Raw genomic sequence first — 22,288 nt, forward strand, 5'->3', positions numbered from 1 at the left:
ACGTTGATACTTGGGGCGGGGAACGTGGGCGGCGGGCTCGTTTGTCGATCTACGTTGATACTTGGGGCGGGGAACGTGGGCGGCGGGCTCGTTTGTCGATCTACGTTCATACTTGGGGCGGGGAACGTGGGCGGCGGGCTCGTTTGTCGATCTACGTTCATACTTGGGGCGGGAAGTGCGGGAGGCGCGTCAAAAAACCGCCAGGCAACTCGCCCTGGCGGCATGCTAAGCCGTCTATATTATTTCTCGTTCAAGCGAACGATCTGCGTCTCATCCGGCCGATAGACGGCGGTGACGTCGCCCGAACGGTCGATCGCGAACAGGACCGACCGTTCGGCCTCCAGCTCGAACCGGTAGATGCCTCCGCCGACGGGATCGCGCACTTCGATCTCCGACGAAACGGCGTACTCGGAGACAAAGATAAACAGCGAGCCTGCGGCAAATTCCAGCTTGCGCCCGAAGACGCCGGGCAGCTCGCCGCCGCGTCTCCACTCCAACTCCGGTCCGACGCCCGCCTCTCGCAGCGCATACCGGTACAGCTCCGTCAGCGTCGCGTTCCGCTCGTTCAGCTCGACTGGCAGCGGACAGCGGATCAGCTTGCCCCGCCCGAGCGCATGAACCGTGACCGGCACGGCGCCGTTCGCGTCCGCCGCATCGGCCGGCAGCTCCTTGGCCGTCTCGGCGAACCGCAGCTTGGGAAACGAGACCGGCAGCCCCCGCCCCTCGAGCAGCAGCAGCTCTTCCCGCCGCACGTTCGCCCACCGTGTATCCCCGATCCGCGAAGCCATGCGGGATGTCGACCGCCAGTATTCGTCGAGGCCCATCGGGCCGGTGAACAACAGCGTGCAGCCGCTCTTTTCGACGTGCGCCAGCAGACGATCCAGTGCCTCGCCGCTGAAGTTATGCGGACTCGGGACGATCAGCAGCCTGGGCGGATGATCGTCCAGCGAATCGAGCGCGTACTCCGACAGACCGCGAATCGGCTGCTTCAGCTCGTAGAGCATCGTGCGGGTCAGCCGCGTCGTCGCGTCCATCGCGAGCTTGCGCGTCGAGAAGTCGTTGGAGAACGGATAGACGATCGCCGTCTCCTCCAGCCTGCGCTCCTCGAACAAGTCCGAGATCGAAGCCATGAACCGGCCGAAGTCGTACGACACGTCCGCCTCCGGCTTCTGCGTGCCGTCCGCGCGCAGCGCGCCGATGTTCGACTCGTTCACGTTGTGCATGTAGGGATTGATGTTCCATATCCACTGCACGGCGCCCGCCCCGCCCGAAGCGAAGGCGTACGCGTACTTGCGCTCGAGAATCGCCTTCAGCTCGCGCTCGGAGCGCTTGGCCTTGCCTTCCGGCGTCTCCACGTACATGAGGCCGGTCTCCTGAACGAGGTTCGGCTTGTCCGGCGTCTTCGTGAAGATGCCGTCCCACATCAGGTCGTCGTTCTGCCACCACGTATGCACGGTCGTATAATCGACTGCCGGTCCGTAGAAAAACGGGGACGGCCGCTGGCTGCAAATACCTTCGTCCTGGCCGACCGTCACGAGCTGCGCAGGCTGCGCGTCGCGGATCGTGGCGCTGAGCTCGCGTACCCACCGGTTGTGCATGTCCATGGAGAAAAGCGTGTAATCAAGCAGCCTCGCATTGCGCCGGGGCTGCACGCCGGTGACCTTGAACTGCAGATCCGCCAATGTCGGCGCGCGGATCGACTCGAAGTCGGGCAGCTCCTCGGGTGTCATGTTCCAGCGTTCCTGAAGGAGCTGGATGCTGCCGTCGTGACGCGTCTTGAGCCAATCCGAATACAATCTTTTCTCATGAGGATCTCCCGCCGTCTGCGGGCCGTTAAAAATATTCCGGGGATCGAACAGGGAAGGCTCGTTGATCAGATCCCAGTGCACATGCGTCGAGGAGGCGTGCCGCGACACGATCGAGGCGATAAAACGCTTCTGGGCCTCCACGCTTCGCGGGTCGAGGTAAGGGTTTGCCCCTTCCCACAGCTCCGGCGTGAACGTAAAAAACGTAAAGGTCACCTCGAGCCCATGACGCTTGGCCGTCAACAAAAAGGCGTCTATCGCCCGCATCGCCTCCTCCGACGCATGACCGTCGACAAACATCGTCTGCCGCCACATCGACCAGATGCCGGTGCGTATCAGGTTGATGCCCGCCCGGCTCATCTCGGCCATGTCGCGGTTCCATGCGGCGGCGTTGGGCAGCAGCAGGAACTTGCGCGCCACGTCCGACGTCATGTACGTCATCCCGACGATCGGGACCGGCCGCCCTCCGCGCTCGAAGTAGTCGCGGCCGCACGCCAGAAACTCCCCCTCGGCCAGCAGCTTGCGGTCGAAGCCCCAAAAGCCTTGGCGGAGCAGCCGGATCTCCCCATCGTCGGACGTCGCCCGGCATTCCGCTTCGTAATAGCCCGGCTCAGCGTTTATGCCGACGGGAAGCCGCAAAAACCGAAGCTCGCGGGAAGCCTCGAGCGAAGCGCTCTCCGTCCAGATCCGTTCGCGGCTCCCGTACTTGCCGACGAGGGCGACCGAGAGCTCGAACGTCCATTTCATCCCGCTCGCGTCTTCTCCCGCCGTTAATCGGCTCAGCGCCTGAAGCTGCACGGTCACAATCGGCCGCTCTCCGATCTCGTAGCTGGCATAGTTCGGCTTGAACCAGATCTCGGTCACGCCTTTCGCGCAATAGCCGGCCCAATCCGCGAGCGCCTGCAGCCCCTCGTCCTGCCACAGCTTCGCCTCCGCCTCCAGATGAACGAACAGCCATCGCCCGCCGGCAAAGTCGCCCTTCGTATTTTCCAGCAGCACGGCCGGCGCCGCCACTTCGCGCCCGTCTCGCGACTCGCCCTTCAGCAGCGGATGAAGATGGGCGTCCATCGGGCCAGATGTCCCTCCGTCGCCCGGATGGTCGTCAAGCGTCGTGAAGTGCGCGACGATACCGTACGTCGGCTGCACGCCAAACAGCGCTTCTCTGCCGGCAAAAAGCGGGAATTCCTCGGAGGAACGATACTTCACGATCGGCTCGGGATCGACGGGCAGAAGCTCGTGGATGCCGAGCTGTTGATGGTAGGCCGTCTGCTCCGTCTCCAGCGTCCAAGCGCCATCCTCGCTCCGGTAGGCGGGACGACGGAACGGTGCTCCTCCTACATGCAGCAAACCGCCGCCCCTCTTCAGAAAGGCGGAGAGCGCAGGCCAATCCGACTTTGGAAAATAGGGGCCGTGCAGATGAATGGCCGCTGTGGCATGCGCAAGCGCCGATTCCCACTCCCCGGCCGCCGCTAGCGTACCGAGCTTCGCCAGCTCCTGCAGCGCGCGGGCGTCGGGCCGTACTCCGGGAAAGGGCAGGCTCTCATCGTATAAAATCGCGATTTTGCTCATCCGATCGTTTCCTCCGTTGTCGTCTTTATCGTCTTGTCGGCCCATTCTTCACTTCCGAAAAAAAGCGCCACCCGGCCAGCGTGCCGAATGACGCTTCAAGCCGCCCGCGATTACGAGAGCCGGATCTCCTCGCCTTTTTCCGCCGACTCGTAAATGCCGCACAGCATCTTCATGACCTCGACCCCGTCGGACACCGGACTGATCGGCTCGCTGCCCGTCCGGACGCAGTCTACGAAGTGGTCGATCTCGTTTTGAAAGGCGCTCTCCAAGTGGAAACCCGGATGGTCGGTCTGCGGCGTCACGTTCAGAATCGTGTCATGCTTCTCCGTCACGATCGCGAGCGCCGGATCGATCTCGACGCCGCCTTTGTCGCCGAACAGGGAGATCGTCGTCTTGTTCTCCTTGGCGTGCAGCGTGAAGCTCGCTTCCAGCAGGAGGGACGCGCCGCCCTCGAAGCGGATGATCGCGTTCGCCATGTCCTCGACCGTGTTGCGCGAAGCGTCGTAATCGGCTGCCTTATAGGAGGTCATATGCTTGACGTTGGCGCGGTTGCCCAGCTTGCGGTACGTATTCGCGGAAACGGACACCGGCTTGGGGCGGCCCATCAGGTACCAGCAAAGATCGACAACATGAACCCCGATATCGATGACCGGTCCGCCGCCGGAGCGTTCCTTGTCCGCGAACCAGCCGCCCGGGTTGCCCACCCGGCGGATGCTCGAAGCCTTCGCGTAATAAAACTCGCCAAGCTCCCCCGTATCCGCGAACTGCTTCACGAGCTGCGCGTTGTTGTCGTAGCGGCGGACGTAGCCGACCTGCAGCTTGCGGCCCGTCGCGCGAACGGCTTCCTCGATCCGGAGCGCCGCCTCGACCGTCGTGCTGAGCGGCTTTTCCAGCAGCACGTGAAGTCCCGCTTGAAGCGCCGCGATCGCGATCGGCTCATGGGTGTTGTTCCAGGTGCAGATGCTCACCCCGTCCAGGCCGGCTTCGGCGAACATGCGATTATAATCGGAAAACGCCTGCGGCGCGCCGTACTTGGCGGCAGTCGCCTTCGCCCGCTCCTCGTTCAGGTCGCAGATCGCCTCGATGCGGACGTTCGGGTTGTTCTTGTAGGCGTTCAGGTGAAGCTCCGAGATGGTCCCGACGCCGACGACACCGATCTTCACTTGCTCCGTGCTGCTCATGCCGTTTCTTCCTCTCCCTCTTCGTCTATGTAATTCGCGATGAGCGCCGTGAGCGCGTCCGCGGCCGCACATACCTCGGCCAGCTCCACCCATTCGTCGTCCGTATGCGCCTGGCGGATGTCGCCCGGTCCGAAGACGATGGACGGGACCCCGACTCTGGCCAGCTTGCTCGCATCCGTTCCATAGGCGGCGCCGTGCTCGGCAGTTCCTCGCTTCACCCGGTCCACCGCGCGCGCGAGCTTGCCGACGACAGGCACGTCGGTACTGATTTCCATGGCATAATCGATAATAAAAGGCTCGTGAACGACGAGCTCGAGGCCCGGCGTCTCCCGCGCGAACCGCTCAAGGCCAGCCTTCGTCCGTTGCCAAACGTCGAGCGGCTCCTCGCCAGGAACCGTCCTGCGATCGATGGTCAGCGTGCAGGCACCGGGAATGGTATTCGGCGCATCTCCGCCCTCGATCTGCGCGATGCAATGCGTCGGCGGCCCGACGAGCGGATGCCGTAGCGCCTCGTAGCCGGGCTCGATGACTTCGCTCAGGTAGCGAACGATCTTCATCGCTTGCTCGATCGCGTTGACGCCCTTGCTTGGATCCGAGCTATGACCGGCGATACCGCGCGCCTCGATGCGGAAACGAACGCAGCCCTTGTGCGCCACCACCCGGCTGAGCCCCGTCGGCTCGCCGACGATCGAGGCCTCGTAGCGGAGCTCGCCCGCCTCGATCGCCTGGGCCAGCTTCGCCACGCCGGCATAGCGGTATTCCTCGTCGACGACCGCTGCGAGGTGCACGCCGACCGGCGGTTTGCGTCCGCTCCGGGCGAGCGTGCCTAGTGCGACCAGCATCGCCGCCAGCGACGCTTTGGTATCGCACGCGCCTCTGCCGTACAGCCGGCCCGACGCCGTCTTCGCGCCGAAGGGCTCGACCGTCATGCCCGTCGTCTGCACCGTGTCCATATGCGCTTCCAGCAGCAGCGTTCTGTCGGCGCGAACGCCGGGCAGCATGCCGATGACGTTGCTTCGGTCTTCAGTGACAGGCTGCATGATGCATCTGATCCCGTTGCTCTCCAGGTAGTTTCGGACGTATGCCGCGACGTCACCCTCGCCCGTTCCGCCCGGGAAAGCCGGGTTCACGCTGGGGATTGCCACGAGGTCCCGGAGCACCCGGCAAATCTCTTCGCGATCGACGATCGGAAAAGCCATCTTCCTCCCCCTCTTCTTTAGTAGCAGCATCCGCGCGCGTCGATCCGGATCCACTCCTCCAGTTCCCCGCCGCGCACGCCGGCTACCCGGTCGCACAGGTTCGGGAGCACGCAGGAGTGATTCGGGATCAGCTCCAGCCGGTCGCCGACCTTAATCTGTTCCGACGCCGGATCGAATTCCAGGAAGCCGTGCTCCTCGTTCAAGCCCGCTATCCGGATGCCCGGACGGCCGACGACGATGCCGAAGCCTTCCCGGCCGTGCGCCCGGTCCCCGGTCAGCGTCTTCGTGCCGGCGTCGATCGTCGCATAGCCGGGCAGCGGCACGCTGACGACGGTCACGATGACGCGCAGCGCGCAATCTTCCTCGCGAGCGATGCCGAGGCCGACGCCGGACGCATCGAAGAACACATAGTTGCCGGCTCTCACTTCGGTCACGCCTTGGAGCTCATGGCTGTAAATCGCCGCGGGCGAAGATCCGGTGCTCACGATGCCGACCGGAATGCCTTCGCTCCGCAGCAGCTCCGCCGTGGCGCTCATCTCGGCCGCCTCGCCGCGAATCGCCGCCGTGAATCCGGCTTCGTCCCGCTGCGCGTAGATTTTGCCGTAATAGCCCATGAGGCCTGCGATCTCGATCCCCGGCAGCTCGCGCAGCTCTTTTGCGAACGCAAGCGTGTCCGCGCCCGGCTGGCATCCGCCGCGATGGAGGCCGCCGTCGATCTCGATCAGCACTCGGCCCGGCTTGCCGGTGCGGGTGCCGACGGCGGACAGCCCCTCCGCGACCGGCATGCTGTCCGCCGTCACGATCAGGCTCGCGCGGCGATGCAGCGCTTCGAGACGGCGCAGCTTGTCCTCACCGATAATCGAATAGGCGATGAGGATATCCTTGATGCCGGCGTCCGCGAACGCCTCCGCCTCCGACAGCTTGGCCACCGTGATGCCGACGGCCCCCGCCGCCAGCTGGCGGCGCGCGATCGCGGCCGACTTGTGCGATTTCATATGCGGCCGGTGGGCGACGCCGGTTCGGCGCAGGCGCTCCGCCATCGCCGAGATGTTTCGCTCGGCGATGTCCAGATCGACGATGACGGCCGGCGTCGTCAAGTCCGCATAAAGGCTCACGCCTCCTCGACCTCGACGATCAGCTCGATCTCGACGGGCGTGTCAAACGGCAGCTCATTGGCCGAAATGGCCGAGCGGGCATGCCGCCCTTTTTCGCCCAGTACCTCTACGAGCAGATCCGACGCGCCGTTGATGACAAACGGCTGGTGAGTAAACCCGTCCGCCGAATTGACGAACGCCAGCATTTTGACCACCTGCTTGATCCGATCCAGCTCGCCCAGATGCGCCTTGAGCACGGCAAGCAGGTTGATCGCCACCTGCCGCGCGACCGCATAGCCCTCCTCCACCGTCAAGTCCTTGCCGACCTTGCCCGTCGCCATCAGCACGCCGTCGATCCGGCAGTCGTTGCCCGACGTGTAAACGACATTGCCGACCTGCTTGGCCGGTACGTAAGACGCCACCGGAGGCGGCACCTCGCCGAGCTTGATCCCGAGCCGTTCCAGCGCCTGTTCGGCCTGTCCCATCGCGAATTCCTCCTGTTTGGTTCGTTGTTAGATTTCACCATTGCCGGACACCTGTACCTGTTTTCCGCCATTGCGGCAAAGTGCCGCTAGACTCTCCGCCGCTAGCTTAATAGCGCAAAATCGCGTTATTCCCGTGTATTCGAATCACCCGACTCGCCTGCCGCCAACTCGATGCACTAGAATAACGCAAAATTGAGCTATTCCCCTCTACTCCAACCATCTGGCTCGCCCGCCGCCAACTCGATGCACTAGAATAACGCAAAATTGAGCTATTCCCCTCTACTCCAACCATCTGGCTCGCCCGCAGCCAACTTGATGCGCAAGAATAGCGCAAAATCGCGCTATTCCCCTCTACTCGAATCACCTCACACGCCCGCCGTCAGTCTCCCTGTCGGATTGCGCTCTGCCTCTTCGGCCCAGCCAGTCGATACAGCTTCTCTGCGCAAACACCGCCTTACCGCTCTTTCCCGTCCCGATACACCGAGGTGCCGCGCTGCGCCCGCGCCCATTCGGCGACGCGATGCGGATCGCCTTCCCACAGGCGTTGCCTTCCCCACGAATTGGCTTCCGGCGGTCCCTCGCACTCGACGCGGATGACCGGGAACAAGCGGGACGGCGCCTCTTGCGGCAGCCCGTCGATGATCAGCTCGTCGCCTTGCTGGGTGAAGCCTAGCGTCTGGCCGGTCGTCAGCAGCGTGACGCTCTTAACGCGGGTCGCCAGGTCCGCGAGACGCAGCGTCGGGCGACCGTCCCAGAAGCGGATGATCAGGTACAGGTTGTTGCCGCGCGTCGTCTGACGTCCGCGCGTGATGAACTCTGTGATCGCGCCGCCGTCCGAGCCGTAGATCGCCTCGCCGTGAACGTCGAGCCAGCGGCCGATCGCTTCGGCCCGTTCGAGGAACTCGGGCGGGAACTGCCCGTCAGCCGTCGGTCCCACGTTGAGGAGCAGGTTGCCGCCGTGGGCGCCGCCTTTCTCCGCGCATTCAACCAGCATGTCGAGCAGGTAGTCGGCCGGGCGCCAGCGCTCGCCGAACACGTGGCTCCATAGGCGCCACGTCGTAACCTGGCACGACTCCCACAGCCGCTTGCGGTCGACGACGATCAGATGCTCCGGCGTGCCGAAGTCGCCGAGCGTCTCCGAATCCCCCGCCCCGATGCCGCCGTCGGCGCGATACCCGTCATGCTGCTCGGAATAGCCCAGCCGGTTGTTGATCAGGATGCCCGGCTGAAGCTTCCGCATCTCCTCCACAAGCTCCACGCTGCCGAGATCGTCCGCGTTGCGCGGCCATACGCCGTCGAAGAAGAAGTGGTCGATCTGCCCGTAGTTGGTGAGCAGTTCCTTCACCTGGTTGTGCAGGTATTCCTTCGTCTTGGCCCAGCCTTCCGGGTCCTTCTCCGGACCGTCGAAATAGGCAGGCAAGCGCCAGTCGATCCACGAATAATACAGTCCGATTCGCAGTCCCGCCTTGCGGAAGGCATCGACGTATTCGCGCACGAAGTCGCGCTTCGGCGCCTGCTTCGCGCTCGAGTAGTCGGTGTACGCGCTGTCCCACATGCAGTAGCCGTCGTGATGCCGGGTCGTGAAGCAGGCGTACTTAAAGCCCGCCTTGCGCGCGGTGTCCGCCCACAGCTCCGGATCGAAGCGCTCGGGGTTCCAGGCACTGGCGGCGTCCGCATATTCCGCCTGGTTCATATGCTCGCGGAACAGCACCTGCTCCCCTCTCCCGAACTGAGCGTAAGGTCCCCAGTGTATAAACAAGCCGTACCGGCTCTCGGTGAACCATTGCCACTTGTCGGGCACCGAGAAGGTTTGTGTCGGCGCTTGCATTGTCATCGAATCCGCTTCCCTTCAGCGCGCGCGGAAGCAAGACGCCGGCCCGGCGGCTGCGGCTCTGCCGTTTCTCGCCGTGCCGGCGCCTCCCTGTCGCCGCTATTCCCATTTTTTAAAAACCTTACTGTGCAGCCGCAGCCTTACGAGCCTCATAAGCCGTTTGGTAAATCTCGAGGTAACGCTTCAGATTCATGCCGTCCAGCGTCTTCAAATACTTGTCCCACTCTGCGTCGACATCGGCGTCGCCGATAATGAAGCGCGCCATCATCTCGCTCGTGTAGTCGTAGATCGTCTTCGACAGGTCGGCGATCTCCTGGGACTGGTCCACCGTCAGGTTCAGCGGAGGCAGCACCGACTTGACGTCGACGCGGTACGGCTCGTACTTGTCCTTCGTCTCTTTGTACAGGATCGATTCAAGCGGATTGTCTTCGCTCGCTACCGCGCCGAGGCGAAGCGAGTTCGGACGGTAGGCGATGCCGCTCTGCGACCAGTGCTTGTTCTGCGTCACGCCGAACGAAGACATGTCCTTGTAGACGGCGGCTTCGCCGTTCAGGCCAATCTCGCCTTTTTCCGCCCAGCGCCAGTCGACGTCCGGTTCCCCGATCGTCGAGCGAAGCGTGATCTCGCGGTCGTACAGCGCGTCGGCGAAGCGGAACGCCGCTTCCGGATTTTTCGCTTCCTTGGTGATGACGAACTTGCCGGGAGCGACTTGGTACGGATCGTACTGGGTGAGCTGAACGCCGCCCGGTCCCTTCAGCGGAGGTACGGCGACATACTCCTTCCAGCGTCCGCTCGCGCCGTTCAGCTGCGTGATGACGCTCATATTCGGGCCGGAGGCGGCGCCGAGAATGACCGTATCCGGATTTTCCCCGAGCTGAACGAGCTGCGCCGGGTCCCGCGTCAGCGCCTGCGGGTCCATCAAGCCTTCCGCGTACAGCTTGTGCAGGTACTTCATGCCTTCCTTCCAGCCGTCCTTGGTGTATGGCACGTCGACCTTGTCCTGATCGTTCACGTAGAGGCGGGTGAACGGCGCGTAAGTAAAGGAATTCATCAAGAAGTTCTCGACGCTCGTCGTGAGCGTGGAGCCTTGCGATTGGGCCGGGGCGCCGGAGAACGGAATCTCGTCCGCCTTGCCGTTGCCGTTCGGATCTTGCTCTTTGAAGGCCTTCAGCACGTTGTAGAACTCGTCGGTCGTCGTCGGCATCTTCAGACCGAGCTTGTCGAGCCACGGCTGGTAGATCCACATCTTCTGGCGCATCGAACAGTGGTAGCATTCGTTAGGCGCGGGCAGCGCGTAGATGTTGCCGTCGGCGGACGTGATCGTTGGCTTGACGAGCGGGCTTTCTTCGAACATCTTTTTCGTATTGACCCCGTATTTCTCGATATAATCGTTCAGCGGAAGCAGCACGCCTTGCTGCCCGTACAGCGCCTGCTGCTCCGGCGTGACGTCCATCATCATGACGACGTCCGGCAGGTCGCCGCTGGCCAAGGCGAGATTGAGCTTCTCCGCGACCGCGCTGGTCGGCACGATCTCCCATTCCACGTGAATGTTGGTGAGATCCTCGAAGTACTTCGTAAATTCATTCGTGTTGAAGTCCTCAACGGCGGGGTTCGCCCCCGTCATGACCTTCAACGTAATCTTATCCTTCACGATCGGAAATTCCCCGGCCGGCGCGACCGCCGCTTCCGAGCCCGGGGAAGCGCCGCCGGAGGAGGCGTTCGAATCGGCATTGTTGCCGCTGCAGGCCGCCAATATCGTAACCAGCAATACCATGGCGAGCGCCATCGAGACCATCTGTTTGATTTTCATCGTATTTGTCCCCTTTTTTATCCTTTTAATGAACCGATCATGACGCCTTTGACCAGATACTTTTGCACAAAAGGGTAAACCACGAGCAGCGGTACGGTAGAAATGACGATCAGCGAATACTTGAGCAGCGTCTTCAGCGCTTCGCGCCTCGCGGCGTCCATCGGGTCTCCGGACAGCATCGCGACGTCGACGTCGTTTTTGACCAGAATATCCTTCAGAACGAGCTGCAGGGGATACATGTGCTGGGACTTCAGGTAGATCATCGCGTTAAAATATTGGTTCCAGTTCGCCGCCGCGTAATAGAGCGTAATGACGGCCAGGATCGGACCCGACAGCCGGATGACGATTTTCCACACGAACTGAAAGTCGTTGCAGCCGTCCAGCTGCGCCGCTTCAAGCAGCTCGTCGGGGATCGACATCTGGAAGTAGGTGCGCGCGATGATGACGTTCCAGACGGTCAGCGCCGTCGGGATGATCATCGACCATACCGTGTCCAGCATGTGCAGCTCGCGAACGAGCAGGTAGTTCGGGATCAGTCCCCCGGTGAACATCGTCGTGAACATGAACAGGAACATGAACATATTTTTCCCATAAAAGTCCTTGCGCGATAACGGGTAAGCCGCCAGCACCGTCATCAAGACGTTGACCGCCGTGCCCGCTACCGTGTAGATCAGCGAGTTTTTGAAGCCGGTCCATACCATCTTGTAGTCGAGCACCGCCGTATAGCCCTCGAGGCTCGGACGTACCGGCCACAGCCATACCTCGCCCGATACGACCGCCTGCGAATCGCTGAACGAAGCGCTGACGATGTAGATAATCGGATACAGCACGCTGACGAACAGCACGGTGATGAAGATCGCGTTAACGATTGTGAAGAGCTTGTCTGTAAACGACTCGTTGCGAAACCGGATATCCATGCGCACACTCCTTTACCATAAGCTCGCCTGCTTCGTTCTCTGCGCAAGCTTGTTTACCGCCAGCAGCAACGCCAGATTGATGACGGACTTGAACAATCCGATGGCGGTGGAGTAGGAGTAATTCGCAACCTGCGCGGTCAGGCCGACCTTGTACACATACGTGTCGATGATTTCGGATGCCTTCAAGTTGATCGGATTTTGCAGCAGCAGCACCTTTTCGAAACCGACGTCCAGAATGTGTCCGGTATTGAGGATGAGCAGGATGACCGCCATCGGCATAATGCCGGGCAGATCGATGTGCCACATGCGCCTGAACTTGCTTGCCCCATCCACGACCGCCGCCTCGTGCAGCGCCGGATCGATGGCGGCCAGCGCGGCGATAAAGATGATGCAGTTGAACCCGGCGTGCTGCCACACGTCCGACCAGACATAGATGGAAGAGAACATCGAGATCTCGCCCATGAAGTTGATCGGGGCGACGCCGAAGAAGCCGAGCAGCTTGTTCACGATCCCGATCCGCGGATCGAGCAGCTCCTTGACGATGCCGACGATGACGACGATCGAGATAAAATGCGGCGCGTACGTCACCATCTGGACGACCTTGCGGTACGACCTGCTCCTCAAGTAGTTGAGGCCGAGCGCCAGCAGGATCGGGAAAGGGAATCCCGCGAGCAGATTGTAGAAGCTGAGCAGCAGCGTGTTGCCCAGAATCCGGGTGAAATCGTACGAATGGATGAACCGCGAGAAGTGATCGAGTCCGACCCAGGCGCTCCCCCAGATTCCCTTGGTGACGATGAAGTTCTTGAACGCGATCTGGGCGCCGTACATCGGCACGTACTTGAAGATGATCAGGTACGCGAAGGGCAACGCCATCAGCACGTACAACTGCCACCCTCGGACGATCTTTTTGGAGACGGCTGAATTGCGGGGTGCGACGCTCTCTCTGCTTGCTAGACGCTTGATATCGGGTACGCTCACTTCCTGTCTCACCTCCCTTGCCCTAACTTGGAGTCCGTAGCCCCCGATCGAACGGGGACGGCCGGGAACGATCGTCTCGGATCGTCCGGGCTGCTCTGCGGCTTAGGGCAAGCTTAGGCGCTCGGGGCCTGGGAAGTAAATTGCGTTGTGGTCCGATGATCGCCATTCGTTCAGATTCGGGTATTGATGATTGCGTTTTCAGTGTGCATTTGTTCAGAAATAGCATTTTATTTTCCATAATTGGATCTTAAATGCGAAAAAAAGAGCCATTCCGGGGCTTCGCCCCCACGAAAGCAAAAAGCCGCCGGCACAAGCCTGGCGGCTCTGGGAACTCCCGTCTATGCGATTGTCACGCCTCGCCCACCGCTCCGGCAGGTCCGGCGGACGACGGATATGCCGCCTCGTTGCGGGCCAGCTCGCGGAATACGGTCGCGCTTAGCCCCGTTCCCCGCTTGAACGCCCGGCAGAACGTGCTGGACGAATGGTAGCCCACCTGCTCCGCGATCTCGCGGATCGTCAGAGACGTCGTGGCCAGCTTGCTTTTCGCCTCGTCCATACGCATGTTTTCAAGATACTCGGAGAAGTTGATGCCCATCTGTTCCTTGAAGAACTGGGACATGTACCCTTTGGAGACGTTCATATTGTCGGCGACGGCGTCGAGCGTCAGGTTCGCATCGCCGTAATGCCGCTGCAGGAATGCCAGCATGTCGTCGAGCAGCCTGTGATTGCGGCTCTTCTTGCGCCTGTCGAGATCGTGGGCGGTCGCCAGGAACATCTCCGAGGCGCTTCGATACGACAGCTTGGGGTTGTCGACGGCGCTCGGGTGCTGCAGCAGCTGCTGGATATCGATCGCATGGTCCAGCGCGAGCTGCTCCTGAAGCTTGGCCAGACAGCTTACAATTTCATAATAGAAGAGCTGCTGCAGCGCGAGAGGCAGATGCCTGTCGCTGAAATTCTCCTTGTAAAGCTGGCGGAGCACGGCCTCGACCTCCTCGGGCTCGCCCGCTTTGGCATAATTGATTAAGCGGTTCTCGAGCTCCTGCGGAAAAAAAAAGCGGGCGTTCGTATGCGGAAGGTCGGCAAACCAGACCGTCTCGTTCTTGCCTTCGTAGCTGATCGAAGACAAGCACTGTCTGGCTTCCTCGTAGGAGCCGGACACCTCAAGCAAGGTCGACCGGAAGCCTCCGATAGCAAAGTATAGCTGCAGCCCGTCGCGCCCGCTCGTCTCCGCCTCGATCGCGGCCACGCTCCGGTCGATCATATGCCTGAACGCCGCCTCGTCTCCCAGCTCGTCCACGAACAGCAAGGCGATCTTGTCTTCTGCGATATGATGGGCGTACCGGTCGTCCCCGAGCCCTCTGCGGATCGCTTCCGTTACCCATACGCGATTGACGTCCAGCTTGTCCAGCTCCGCTTCGGTATTGCTCTGTCCCGCACGGCTGAAGTTCAGAATCCCGATCGCGTAGCCTTGGCCGTGCAAGCCGATCCGCTGATGCGCGAGCAGCGAATTGATCTCGTTCATCGACAGGAAGTCGCCCTTGAGCAGCCGCTGGAAAAATGTATCCCAGACGAGCGGGACCTGCTTGTCGATCTCCTCCCGCAGCTCTGCGTTGTTATCGAGCAGCGAGGACAATGACTGCTGGATGTAGCCGTACATCTCCTTCGGCTTCCTCGGCGCGCCTGCCGCCTGATGGCGGTCCCGCAGCGTGGACATGATGCGCACGAGCGGACGGCCGCTTCGCGTCGCGAACAAATACGCCAGCACGATGCCGAGCCCGAGGAACGCCGCCACGATCGAGAAGGTCAGCTTCTTAATGGAGATGACCTTTCCCAGCACGATATGAGGAGGCTGCGCCACGATATAGGACCATTTGTTATACGAAGAAGTCGTATAGGTAACCATGCGCCCTTCCGTTTGGTCCGAAGCTTCGATCGTGCCGGACAGGCCGGGCAGGACGACGCTGCCGCCAAGCGCGGGCTCCGAGCCTTCGCCGGAGAGCGAAGCGACCACTCTCCCCTTGTCGTCGATGATCGATGCCGAGCCGCCGTCCGAGATGTCGATGCCGCTGAGCAGCGACTTCAGCTCGTTGCCGTCCACGAGCACGATCAGAGCCCCCTGGATGCGTCCCGGATAGCCGAGCGACTGCACGTAGGTGATCATATCGTACGTCTTATCCTCGTACCGGGCCGCGCCCGTCGGCATGATCTCCCGGTTGCGGTACGTCGAGAGCAGATCGTCGCGCCATACTTTGTAATCGATTTCATTGTAGGTGAGTACATGTTCGTAGAAGTATGGCAGCTCATACGAGGAATTGGACGATAGCGCCAGATTGCTGTTTTTGAAAATGAGAAAATAGTCCAGCACAAAATTGTTGGAGGCATTGTAGCTGTACAAGCTCTTCTGCGTCCGCAGAACCTTGTATGTATTGGTGCTGCTGAACGGATCGGAGACCCGCTGGAAGCTGTTGACGCCGGGGTCGTTCAACAATTGCAGAGAAATGGTATTGATCTCGGAGAAACGGCTGTCGAGCGTGCTCTTGACCTGCTCCAAAATTTGCATGTTGTTGCGGACGACTTCTTCCTTCACGACATGGTACGTTTTGTTATAGAACAGCCACCCCAGCGTCAGCGCCAAGAGCATAAACAGGATGTAAGGAAGCATCATTCGGAGAAATAAAGGCTGCTGGCCCAGGCGATTTCTCAAGCGCATGATAGACGTTCCTCCGTTCGTCTCAGGTGAATTGTTAACTATTATAACATCGATTCTTGAATTCTTGACATGAAATTAACAAAAGGGAGATAGAAGAGCGTCTGCATCCAAACGGCAATAAAAGTGTAGCGCTTACAAGAAACAAATTTAATCATAACATATTCCGTCAAGGTGTTGGGGAAGCGGCGTTTGAAACGGAGATAACCCTCAAGCGGCACTTCTCCCAAGTGCGCGTCTTGCGGGTCAGGCGTCACAGCTTCATCACAGCGTCATCGTCTGCCGGTAACGTTGAAGGACCGCGAAGGCGGCAGCAATCAGGATCATACCCATCACGGCGGGCGCGGCGTGTCCCAGCGATATATAAATTTGACCGCCGACGAACGGCCCGATCATCCTAGCCAGCGCCTGAATCGATTGGCTGCCGCCTTGAATCCGTCCTTGCTCGCTCGCACCTGCGGACTTGGACAGCAGCCCGTTAAATGAAGGCCCGAAGATCGAGTCGCCAAAACCGAATACGAACATGCCGGCGATTAGAAGCGGGTAAAACGAAAGCAGCGCCGAGGCTGCAATCAGTGCGTAGCCCGCCAGCTCCGCCGCCATCCCGAGGCCGGCGATCCGTTTATCGCTAAGCTTCTTCAGAAGCTTGGGCATGATCAAGCTTTGCGAGACGATGTCCTGAACGCCTATGATCGAGAACATCAGTCCGATCAGCGCCGGCTTCCATGCGAACGTATCCATGGAAAATTGCGAAAATATGGCCTGCAGCGAACCGTTGGGAACCCAGAGCAAGAACGCTGCGACAAGCAGCCTGTTCAAATTTGGGGAGGAAAGGATGCCGGCAAGCTGCGCAAAAGGATTTAATCTGGCGGGGGCGATCTTCTTCAGTCTGTGCGGCGGGGCAAGGCTCTCCGGCATAAAGAACCATCCGAAGGCCGCATTCAGAAGCGTGACGGCGGCTCCGAAATATAGCGGCGCGGCATAGCCGAACTTGGCGAGCAAGCCTCCCAGCGTCGGGCCGATGACGGTGCCTGCGCCGACGACCGCGCTCGCCCAACCGAAGTATTTGGTCCGCTGCTCCTGCGGGACGATATCCGCGAAATAAGCGAAAATGGTGCCGATGCTCCCCCCCGTTATCCCTTCGACGATGCGGCCGGCGAACAGCACCCACAGCGCGCCCCCGATGCCGAAGACGAAGTAACCGGCGGCGGAGCCGAGCAGGCAGAGCAGAAGCAGGGGGCGTCTGCCGTATCTGTCGCTCAACGCGCCCAGCACGGGGGCCGCAAAAAAAACGCAGGCGGCGTAAACCGCGGTCAGCAGCGTCACCGCCGTCGCTTGCTCTCCCGGATCGCCGATATACGGCTTCACCAGGAACGGAACGACAGGCGCGACGATGCTGAAGCCGATGCCGCACAGAAATACGGACGTCAGGCCGAATAGAAGCGCCTTTCTATCTATGGTCGACAAATGTATCATAGCTCCTCGTTTCTAATTTTGTTTCCTCGGAAACATGTTAATCGTAACGCGTTTTTGTTTCCTCGTCAACAAAAATGATTAGGAGTCGCCTGCACTCTTTCGGTTTGCTTGTTATCGTAGTAGCGAACGGACAGAGGAGCCCTTATTTATGTCCCTTTCGCGATTCGCGGCCCGTTCGCGGACCCAGGAGACGTTAATGCGGGATTGCCGGCCTCTTTTAGCCTCAATCCGAGTAAATAAAGTCCCTCCAGTCCGAAACGATCGAAAATGGGCCGATTTTTACGAAATAGCGTCTGCTGAGTCCGATGCCCGTTCCCCGTGCCCCTTGCCTATGGTTAGCAAGTGAAGCCTTAAAGGCAAACAAAAAGACAGCCCTTCTCTTTCGAAAAGAGCTGCCTGCGTATGGCGTATGGCGTCCGGCGCGTCAATCGTCCGTTTCGGAGGATCGCTCGACGCCCTGCTTCTCGATCTCTGCATCCAGATGCATGCTGTACCGTTCCAGAAACCGCAGCATACTGTCGTACTGCGCCTCGGTGATGTGCTCGAATATCGCCCTGTCCCGCTCCCGGAACTCGTTATGCAGCTCCTCGTGGATTCGGCTCACGGCTTCCCCTTGCTCCGTCAGCTTAAAATAAATTTCCTTCTTGTTCTCGGGCTTCTGGTAGCTCTCGATCAGCCCCTTCTCCATGAGCTTCTTCGCGATCTTGCTGATCGCGCTTCTCGTCATGTAAAAGCGCTCCGCCAGCTTCGTCACGTTGGCATCCGCATGCTTGCCGATGTATTCGATGCAGTGGACCTCGGAAGGCTTATATCCCTTCAGGCCGACCTCCATCTTGGACTTATTGAGCCACGTCAGCTTGTTGAACAGCTCCCTGAAGCCTTCGATGACCTGATCTTCCTTGTTCATGGCATGTCCTCCTGCCGGTAGACGCGATAACCGTAGTATAACATTCCATGAACATCAAGCGAGACTGCGCCGCGAACTTCGCCACCTCCGCCGCCCCTCTTTAATGGGTGTCGTTCCAGCAAGTGACGACCGGCGTACTGTTCCATTCGATGCCCGCTTGGGTCCGGTATGCGACTTCTTTGGTCTCGCCGGGCATCAGATCGAAATAGTTGTCTGCAAGCAGCAGCTCGTTCTCGATGGCGACCACGCGGGCATAGACGTCCGTTCGGATAACGAGACGACCGGACGTCGCATCGTGCCGCACGCATTCGACCTCGAGCTTCGCAGGCGGGCAGACCAGCTCCTTCGGCAGAACGTCGAAGAAGATCGCGCTGTCGCCTTGATCGCCTTGTTGATCCTGCGTTTCCGGATCACCCGGCGAATCGCTCCCTGTCGACTGCGGCTCCCATATCGCCTGGACGACCGCATTGGCCGCACCTTCCGTCAGTCCCCAATCCCGCTTCACGATCGTATGAATCAGCGCTGCCTCGTTCGCCGGAATGACGGCTTCCGTTTCCCATGACGCCCCGAACGCCCCCGCTGTCGTAGCCGCGCGCACCCGGACAACGCCACGCCGCTCCGTCAGCGTATCATTCACGACCCATACGCCGAGTTCATCCCCGCGATCCTCCAGCGAGATCATGACCGGCTTGGACGCGCGCTTGGCTCCGTAATAGCCGGCCTTCGGATACCCGTAGTAATCGACCATCGACCAGCCGCTGGCGGGCCAGCAGTCGTTGTACATCCAGAAGAGGACGCCGCTCGAATCGTATTTGCGCCTTCGGTAATGCTCGATCTGCATGCGCTCGAACTCGTATTGCACGTACTCCATCTTCTTGACCTTCTCAAGCGGATTCGCGCTCTCCCCGAACAGAGCAGCCGCCGTCTTTTCCAGCAGCCGATAGTGAGTCAGCTCGTCCTGCCCGTTGTACGGATTGTCCTTCGTCCTGAACTCCCAGATGTCCGCCTGCTCATCCGCCACGTCCGCCATCGTCATCATCTTCAGCAGCGAGGACAGCGGCGGCGAGCCCGGGATGGCCGATTCGCTCAGAAACCGGCCGCGTCCCTCGCGGATGCGTGCCCGGTAATCGCGCATGTCGCCAAGCAGAAAGTCCACCTCGTACCAGGGCGATACGTGGCAATCTCCCGCATCCTGGCTGTTGAACGGCCGTCCGTAAATAGGCGATGTCGGGAAAAACGGACGGGAAGGGTCCAGCTCGGCACACAGCGGCGTCGTCACCTCCGCGCATACCCGCTTGCCCCAGTAGTCGTCCTCTTCGTTGTTGTTCATCGCCAGCTCGTTGTCCCCGTACCAGAGGACGAGGCTCGGATGATTGCGCAGCCGCTTGATCGCCGAGGCGACCTCCGTCTTCATCGCCGCGATGAACCAGGGCTCGTCGTCCGGATATTCGGCGCAGGCCATCATGAAGTCCACCGACACCAGAATGCCCAGCCGATCGCATGTCCGCCAAAATTCAGGCAGCTCGTATGTGCCGCCTCCCCACACGCGCAGCATGTTCATATGGCCGTCGACCAGCAGCTGGAGCAGGTGCGCGTAGCGCTCAGCAGTCACCGCGGACGGGAACGGATCCGCCGGAACCCAGTTGCCGCCCTTGGCGAAAATGCGCTCGCCGTTCACGACGATGGTAAAGGAGCTGCCGCGTTCGTCGGGAATCTGCTCGACCTCCACGGTACGTATGCCGATCGCGTCGCTCCGGGCATCCAGCGCCTCGCCGGCGCTCGACGATAGCGAGACGGAGAACCGATACAGCGCAGGCTCGCCATAACCGGTCGGCCACCATAGCTGCGGCTGCTCGACGGTCAGCTCCCCCTTGACGACCGGCTGCGACGGGTCAATCTCGGTCTCGAGCGACCAGACGGATTCTCCGCCAGGCGCTGCGAGCTCCAAGCGGAGTGCGCCGTCCTGCGTCAGCCCCGCCGCTTCCACTTCCCAGGCCAACGTCGCGGCCTCCTCTTGGATCGCCAGCGTGCGCACCCAGCTATGGGCGATCCGGCCGGCCGGCTTCGCCTCGATATATACGGGCCGCCAGATCCCGTAGCTCACCAGCCGGTGCACCCAGTCCCAGCCGAACGTGCACTGCATCCGGCGGACGTATACGCGATCCTGGGAAAACAGCGATACGTATTTGCCCGTGTCCTTATCCTCCAGATAAGTCGGAATTGGCGTAAACCGAACCTTCAATCGGTTCACCCCGGGCTGCAGCGCATGTTCGACGGCAAAGGCATGGGGGATAAACATGTTGTCCGCCTCGCCGACCAGGCTGTCGTTCAAATAGACGGCCGCGATCGTATCCAGGCCTTCGAAGCAAAGCTGCGCGGACGCGCGGTCCCGGCCGGACGGCCATTCGAATTCCGTTTCATAGACCCATTCGCAAGCTTCCACCCATTGGCATTCGAGCGCCTGGTCGCGCCACATCGGGTCCTTGATCAGTCCGTGCCTCAGCAGATCCGTATGGACATGCCCGGGCACCGTCCCTTCAAAGGGGCCGACCGGCTGTCCGTCCGGCCTGATTCCCGTTACTATCCAGTTATCGTTCAAATCGATGCGTTCGTTCATGTGCGGCTCCCTTGCCTGTATTCGGCGTGGCGCCGGGCGCATGCGGAACCGTCTTCAGCGATGAAGCTGTTCGCGATACTCCTTCGGCGTCCAGCCGGCATGCTTCTTGAACACCTTGATAAAGTAAGGCGGATTGTCGTAGCCGAGCAGCTCGGCGATCTCGTGCACCTTCTTGTTGCCTTCGGCCAGCAGTTTCTCCGCCTTTTCCATCTTCAGCCGCAGCACGTAACCGCTCAGTCCCTCGCCCGTCTCGGACTTGTACAGTCGGGACAGGTAGACGGGATGCAGGCAGACGTAGTCCGCCACCGCCTGCAGCGAGGTGTCCCCCGCCAGATTCTGTTCGACGTACTCCTGCGCCCGTCTGACGAAGTAGGCCGCCGTCTCGCCCTGCTTGCCCGCAATGTCGTCTGTCCGCACCAGATCGATGGCGCGCGCCGACCACTCCCGCAGCTGCTCGACGCTGCGCAGCAGCGCCGGCTGCAGCAGCGCGCCGAACGATTCGCCGATGACGTCCTCGAGCCGCTTGCCGTTCTTGTGGCAGATCGAGATCAAGGCGCTGCCCAGGGCAAAGACGACTTCCATGATGTGCTCCTGGGAAAAAGAGCGGTCCAGCCGTCCGATCGATAAAAAGACGGCCTCCAGCTTGTCCGCGAGCATCTCCCAGCGGCCGGCCTCCAGCAGCTGGACGAGCGTCGGCGTATCGTGCAGGCCGGTCAAGCCGTCGACCGGCGGCGCCTCGCCGAACGCCTCCGCCGAGATGAGGAACTCGCCCTCCTGCCCGAACCGCTGGCGGATCATGGCGAGCGACGCCTGATACAGCGCCGGCACGTCGCGCGGGAAGGTCCCCCTGCCGCTGATCAGCACGGACACCGTGCCCCGCAGATAAGCTTTGACGCCGCTCTGAATCTCGCTCGCCTCGCGCTCGAGCGCGCGCTGCCGCCGAGGCGGCTCGGAAGCCTGGGCGTCCGCTTCGCTGCCAGGCGATTTCTTTTCCTTGACCAGAAAAACCAAATAGCCGTGCGTATCCTTGCAAAACCACACCTCGTAGCCGTCGCGGAAAATTTCTTCGGCGATGTTGCCGATCGCATACTCCATCAAACCCAGGTCGTGACGGCTGTAGGCGAAAAAAGCTTCGTCCGGACGCAGCAGCACGAGCCGCACCTCGTCCTCGGCCGCGAACGCAAGCTCCAGCGAGCCGAGCCGTTGCGCCAGCGCCGCCTTGGACATCGCGCCGCCTGTCAGCAGCTCGCCCAGCAGTCCGTCCCTCAGCTTGGGGAAGTTCTCTCTCAGCGCGGTCAACGCTCGCTGACGGGAGCTGATCTCCTCCCATTCCCGGTGAATCAATTCCGTCGCCTTGCGCAGGCTCGCGACGATCTCCTCGTCCTCCGCCGGCTTCAGAATATAGTCGACGGTGTCGAACTGCAGCGCCTGCCGGGCGTATTCGAAGTCGGCGTAGCCGCTCATCACGATGCACTTGATCCGCTTGCGCGCCTGCATGACGCGACGGATCAGCTCGAGCCCGGACAGGCCCGGCATCCGGATGTCCGTCACGAGGATGTCGACCGGATACGTCTCCAGCACCTCGAGCGCAGCCGGCCCCGAGTAGGCCGTATGAACCTGACTGATCCCGAGCGATTCCCACGGGATGGACTTGACCAGACTGTCTACCAAATGCGCGTGATCGTCGACCAGCAGAACCTGGAACATGCCCG

Annotated in this window: 14 protein-coding genes; all 14 read right to left on the minus strand. The window is 61.0% G+C overall.

Annotated features, from left to right (window positions below):
* Nucleotides 1-239: 239 nt before the first annotated feature.
* Nucleotides 240-3,374 carry a beta-galactosidase gene (locus KVT38_RS01365; RefSeq protein ID WP_217591886.1) on the minus strand — a complete coding sequence of 1,045 codons (3,135 nt, stop codon included), beginning with the start codon at nucleotides 3,372-3,374 and terminating at the stop codon, nucleotides 240-242.
* Between the two features lie 110 nt (nucleotides 3,375-3,484).
* The gene (locus tag KVT38_RS01370; protein WP_217591887.1) at nucleotides 3,485-4,555 is read right to left on the minus strand and encodes a Gfo/Idh/MocA family protein; all 1,071 of its coding nucleotides are present in this window, start codon (nucleotides 4,553-4,555) and stop codon (nucleotides 3,485-3,487) included.
* Nucleotides 4,552-5,754 carry a M20 family metallopeptidase gene (locus tag KVT38_RS01375; RefSeq protein ID WP_217591888.1) on the minus strand — a complete coding sequence of 401 codons (1,203 nt, stop codon included), beginning with the start codon at nucleotides 5,752-5,754 and terminating at the stop codon, nucleotides 4,552-4,554. The genes KVT38_RS01370 and KVT38_RS01375 overlap by 4 nt, the downstream gene beginning before the upstream one ends.
* Before the next feature lie 17 nt (nucleotides 5,755-5,771).
* Nucleotides 5,772-6,869, minus strand: coding sequence for an alanine racemase (locus KVT38_RS01380; RefSeq protein WP_368859039.1), 1,098 nt, complete (start codon nucleotides 6,867-6,869; stop codon nucleotides 5,772-5,774).
* Entirely contained in the window at nucleotides 6,866-7,333 is a 468-nt protein-coding gene (locus KVT38_RS01385) for a RidA family protein (RefSeq protein ID WP_217591889.1), read from the minus strand. Before KVT38_RS01385 ends, KVT38_RS01380 begins: the two co-directional genes overlap by 4 nt.
* 454 nt (nucleotides 7,334-7,787) lie before the next feature.
* Nucleotides 7,788-9,167, minus strand: coding sequence for an alpha-L-fucosidase (locus tag KVT38_RS01390; protein WP_217591890.1), 1,380 nt, complete (start codon nucleotides 9,165-9,167; stop codon nucleotides 7,788-7,790).
* Between the two features lie 118 nt (nucleotides 9,168-9,285).
* Nucleotides 9,286-10,974, minus strand: a complete 1,689-nt coding sequence (locus KVT38_RS01395) for an ABC transporter substrate-binding protein (RefSeq protein WP_217591891.1) — start codon at nucleotides 10,972-10,974, stop codon at nucleotides 9,286-9,288.
* 17 nt (nucleotides 10,975-10,991) lie between these two features.
* Nucleotides 10,992-11,891, minus strand: coding sequence for a carbohydrate ABC transporter permease (locus KVT38_RS01400; RefSeq protein ID WP_217591892.1), 900 nt, complete (start codon nucleotides 11,889-11,891; stop codon nucleotides 10,992-10,994).
* Nucleotides 11,892-11,903: 12 nt separating this feature from the next.
* Nucleotides 11,904-12,869, minus strand: coding sequence for an ABC transporter permease (locus tag KVT38_RS01405; protein WP_368859040.1), 966 nt, complete (start codon nucleotides 12,867-12,869; stop codon nucleotides 11,904-11,906).
* A 349-nt stretch (nucleotides 12,870-13,218) separates the two neighbouring features.
* Entirely contained in the window at nucleotides 13,219-15,579 is a 2,361-nt protein-coding gene (locus KVT38_RS01410) for a helix-turn-helix domain-containing protein (RefSeq protein ID WP_217591893.1), read from the minus strand.
* A 261-nt stretch (nucleotides 15,580-15,840) separates the two neighbouring features.
* Nucleotides 15,841-17,043, minus strand: a complete 1,203-nt coding sequence (locus KVT38_RS01415) for an MFS transporter (RefSeq protein ID WP_254638886.1) — start codon at nucleotides 17,041-17,043, stop codon at nucleotides 15,841-15,843.
* A gap of 433 nt (nucleotides 17,044-17,476) precedes the next feature.
* Nucleotides 17,477-17,959, minus strand: a complete 483-nt coding sequence (locus tag KVT38_RS01420) for a MarR family winged helix-turn-helix transcriptional regulator (RefSeq protein ID WP_217591895.1) — start codon at nucleotides 17,957-17,959, stop codon at nucleotides 17,477-17,479.
* A 100-nt stretch (nucleotides 17,960-18,059) separates the two neighbouring features.
* On the minus strand, nucleotides 18,060-20,576 hold the full coding sequence (locus tag KVT38_RS01425) for a glycoside hydrolase family 2 protein (protein WP_217591896.1): 2,517 nt from the start codon (nucleotides 20,574-20,576) through the stop codon (nucleotides 18,060-18,062).
* 54 nt (nucleotides 20,577-20,630) lie between these two features.
* Nucleotides 20,631-22,283 (minus strand): response regulator, encoded by a 1,653-nt coding sequence (locus KVT38_RS01430; RefSeq protein WP_217591897.1) that lies wholly within the window; start codon nucleotides 22,281-22,283, stop codon nucleotides 20,631-20,633.
* Nucleotides 22,284-22,288 lie beyond the last annotated feature (5 nt).

Origin of the sequence: Cohnella sp. GbtcB17, assembly GCF_019091135.1 — a bacterium.
In the GTDB taxonomy this organism is placed as follows: domain Bacteria; phylum Bacillota; class Bacilli; order Paenibacillales; family Paenibacillaceae; genus Cohnella.

Coding starts and splice junctions, on each gene's coding strand:
- KVT38_RS01420 (WP_217591895.1), bottom strand. CDS start 17,959: ATGAACAAGGAAGATCAGGTCATCGAAGGCTTCAGGGAGCTGTTCAAC.
- KVT38_RS01385 (WP_217591889.1), bottom strand. CDS start 7,333: ATGGGACAGGCCGAACAGGCGCTGGAACGGCTCGGGATCAAGCTCGGC.
- KVT38_RS01430 (WP_217591897.1), bottom strand. CDS start 22,283: ATGTTCCAGGTTCTGCTGGTCGACGATCACGCGCATTTGGTAGACAGT.
- KVT38_RS01390 (WP_217591890.1), bottom strand. CDS start 9,167: ATGACAATGCAAGCGCCGACACAAACCTTCTCGGTGCCCGACAAGTGG.
- KVT38_RS01400 (WP_217591892.1), bottom strand. CDS start 11,891: ATGGATATCCGGTTTCGCAACGAGTCGTTTACAGACAAGCTCTTCACA.
- KVT38_RS01370 (WP_217591887.1), bottom strand. CDS start 4,555: ATGAGCAGCACGGAGCAAGTGAAGATCGGTGTCGTCGGCGTCGGGACC.
- KVT38_RS01410 (WP_217591893.1), bottom strand. CDS start 15,579: ATGCGCTTGAGAAATCGCCTGGGCCAGCAGCCTTTATTTCTCCGAATG.
- KVT38_RS01375 (WP_217591888.1), bottom strand. CDS start 5,754: ATGGCTTTTCCGATCGTCGATCGCGAAGAGATTTGCCGGGTGCTCCGG.
- KVT38_RS01395 (WP_217591891.1), bottom strand. CDS start 10,974: ATGAAAATCAAACAGATGGTCTCGATGGCGCTCGCCATGGTATTGCTG.
- KVT38_RS01365 (WP_217591886.1), bottom strand. CDS start 3,374: ATGAGCAAAATCGCGATTTTATACGATGAGAGCCTGCCCTTTCCCGGA.
- KVT38_RS01425 (WP_217591896.1), bottom strand. CDS start 20,576: ATGAACGAACGCATCGATTTGAACGATAACTGGATAGTAACGGGAATC.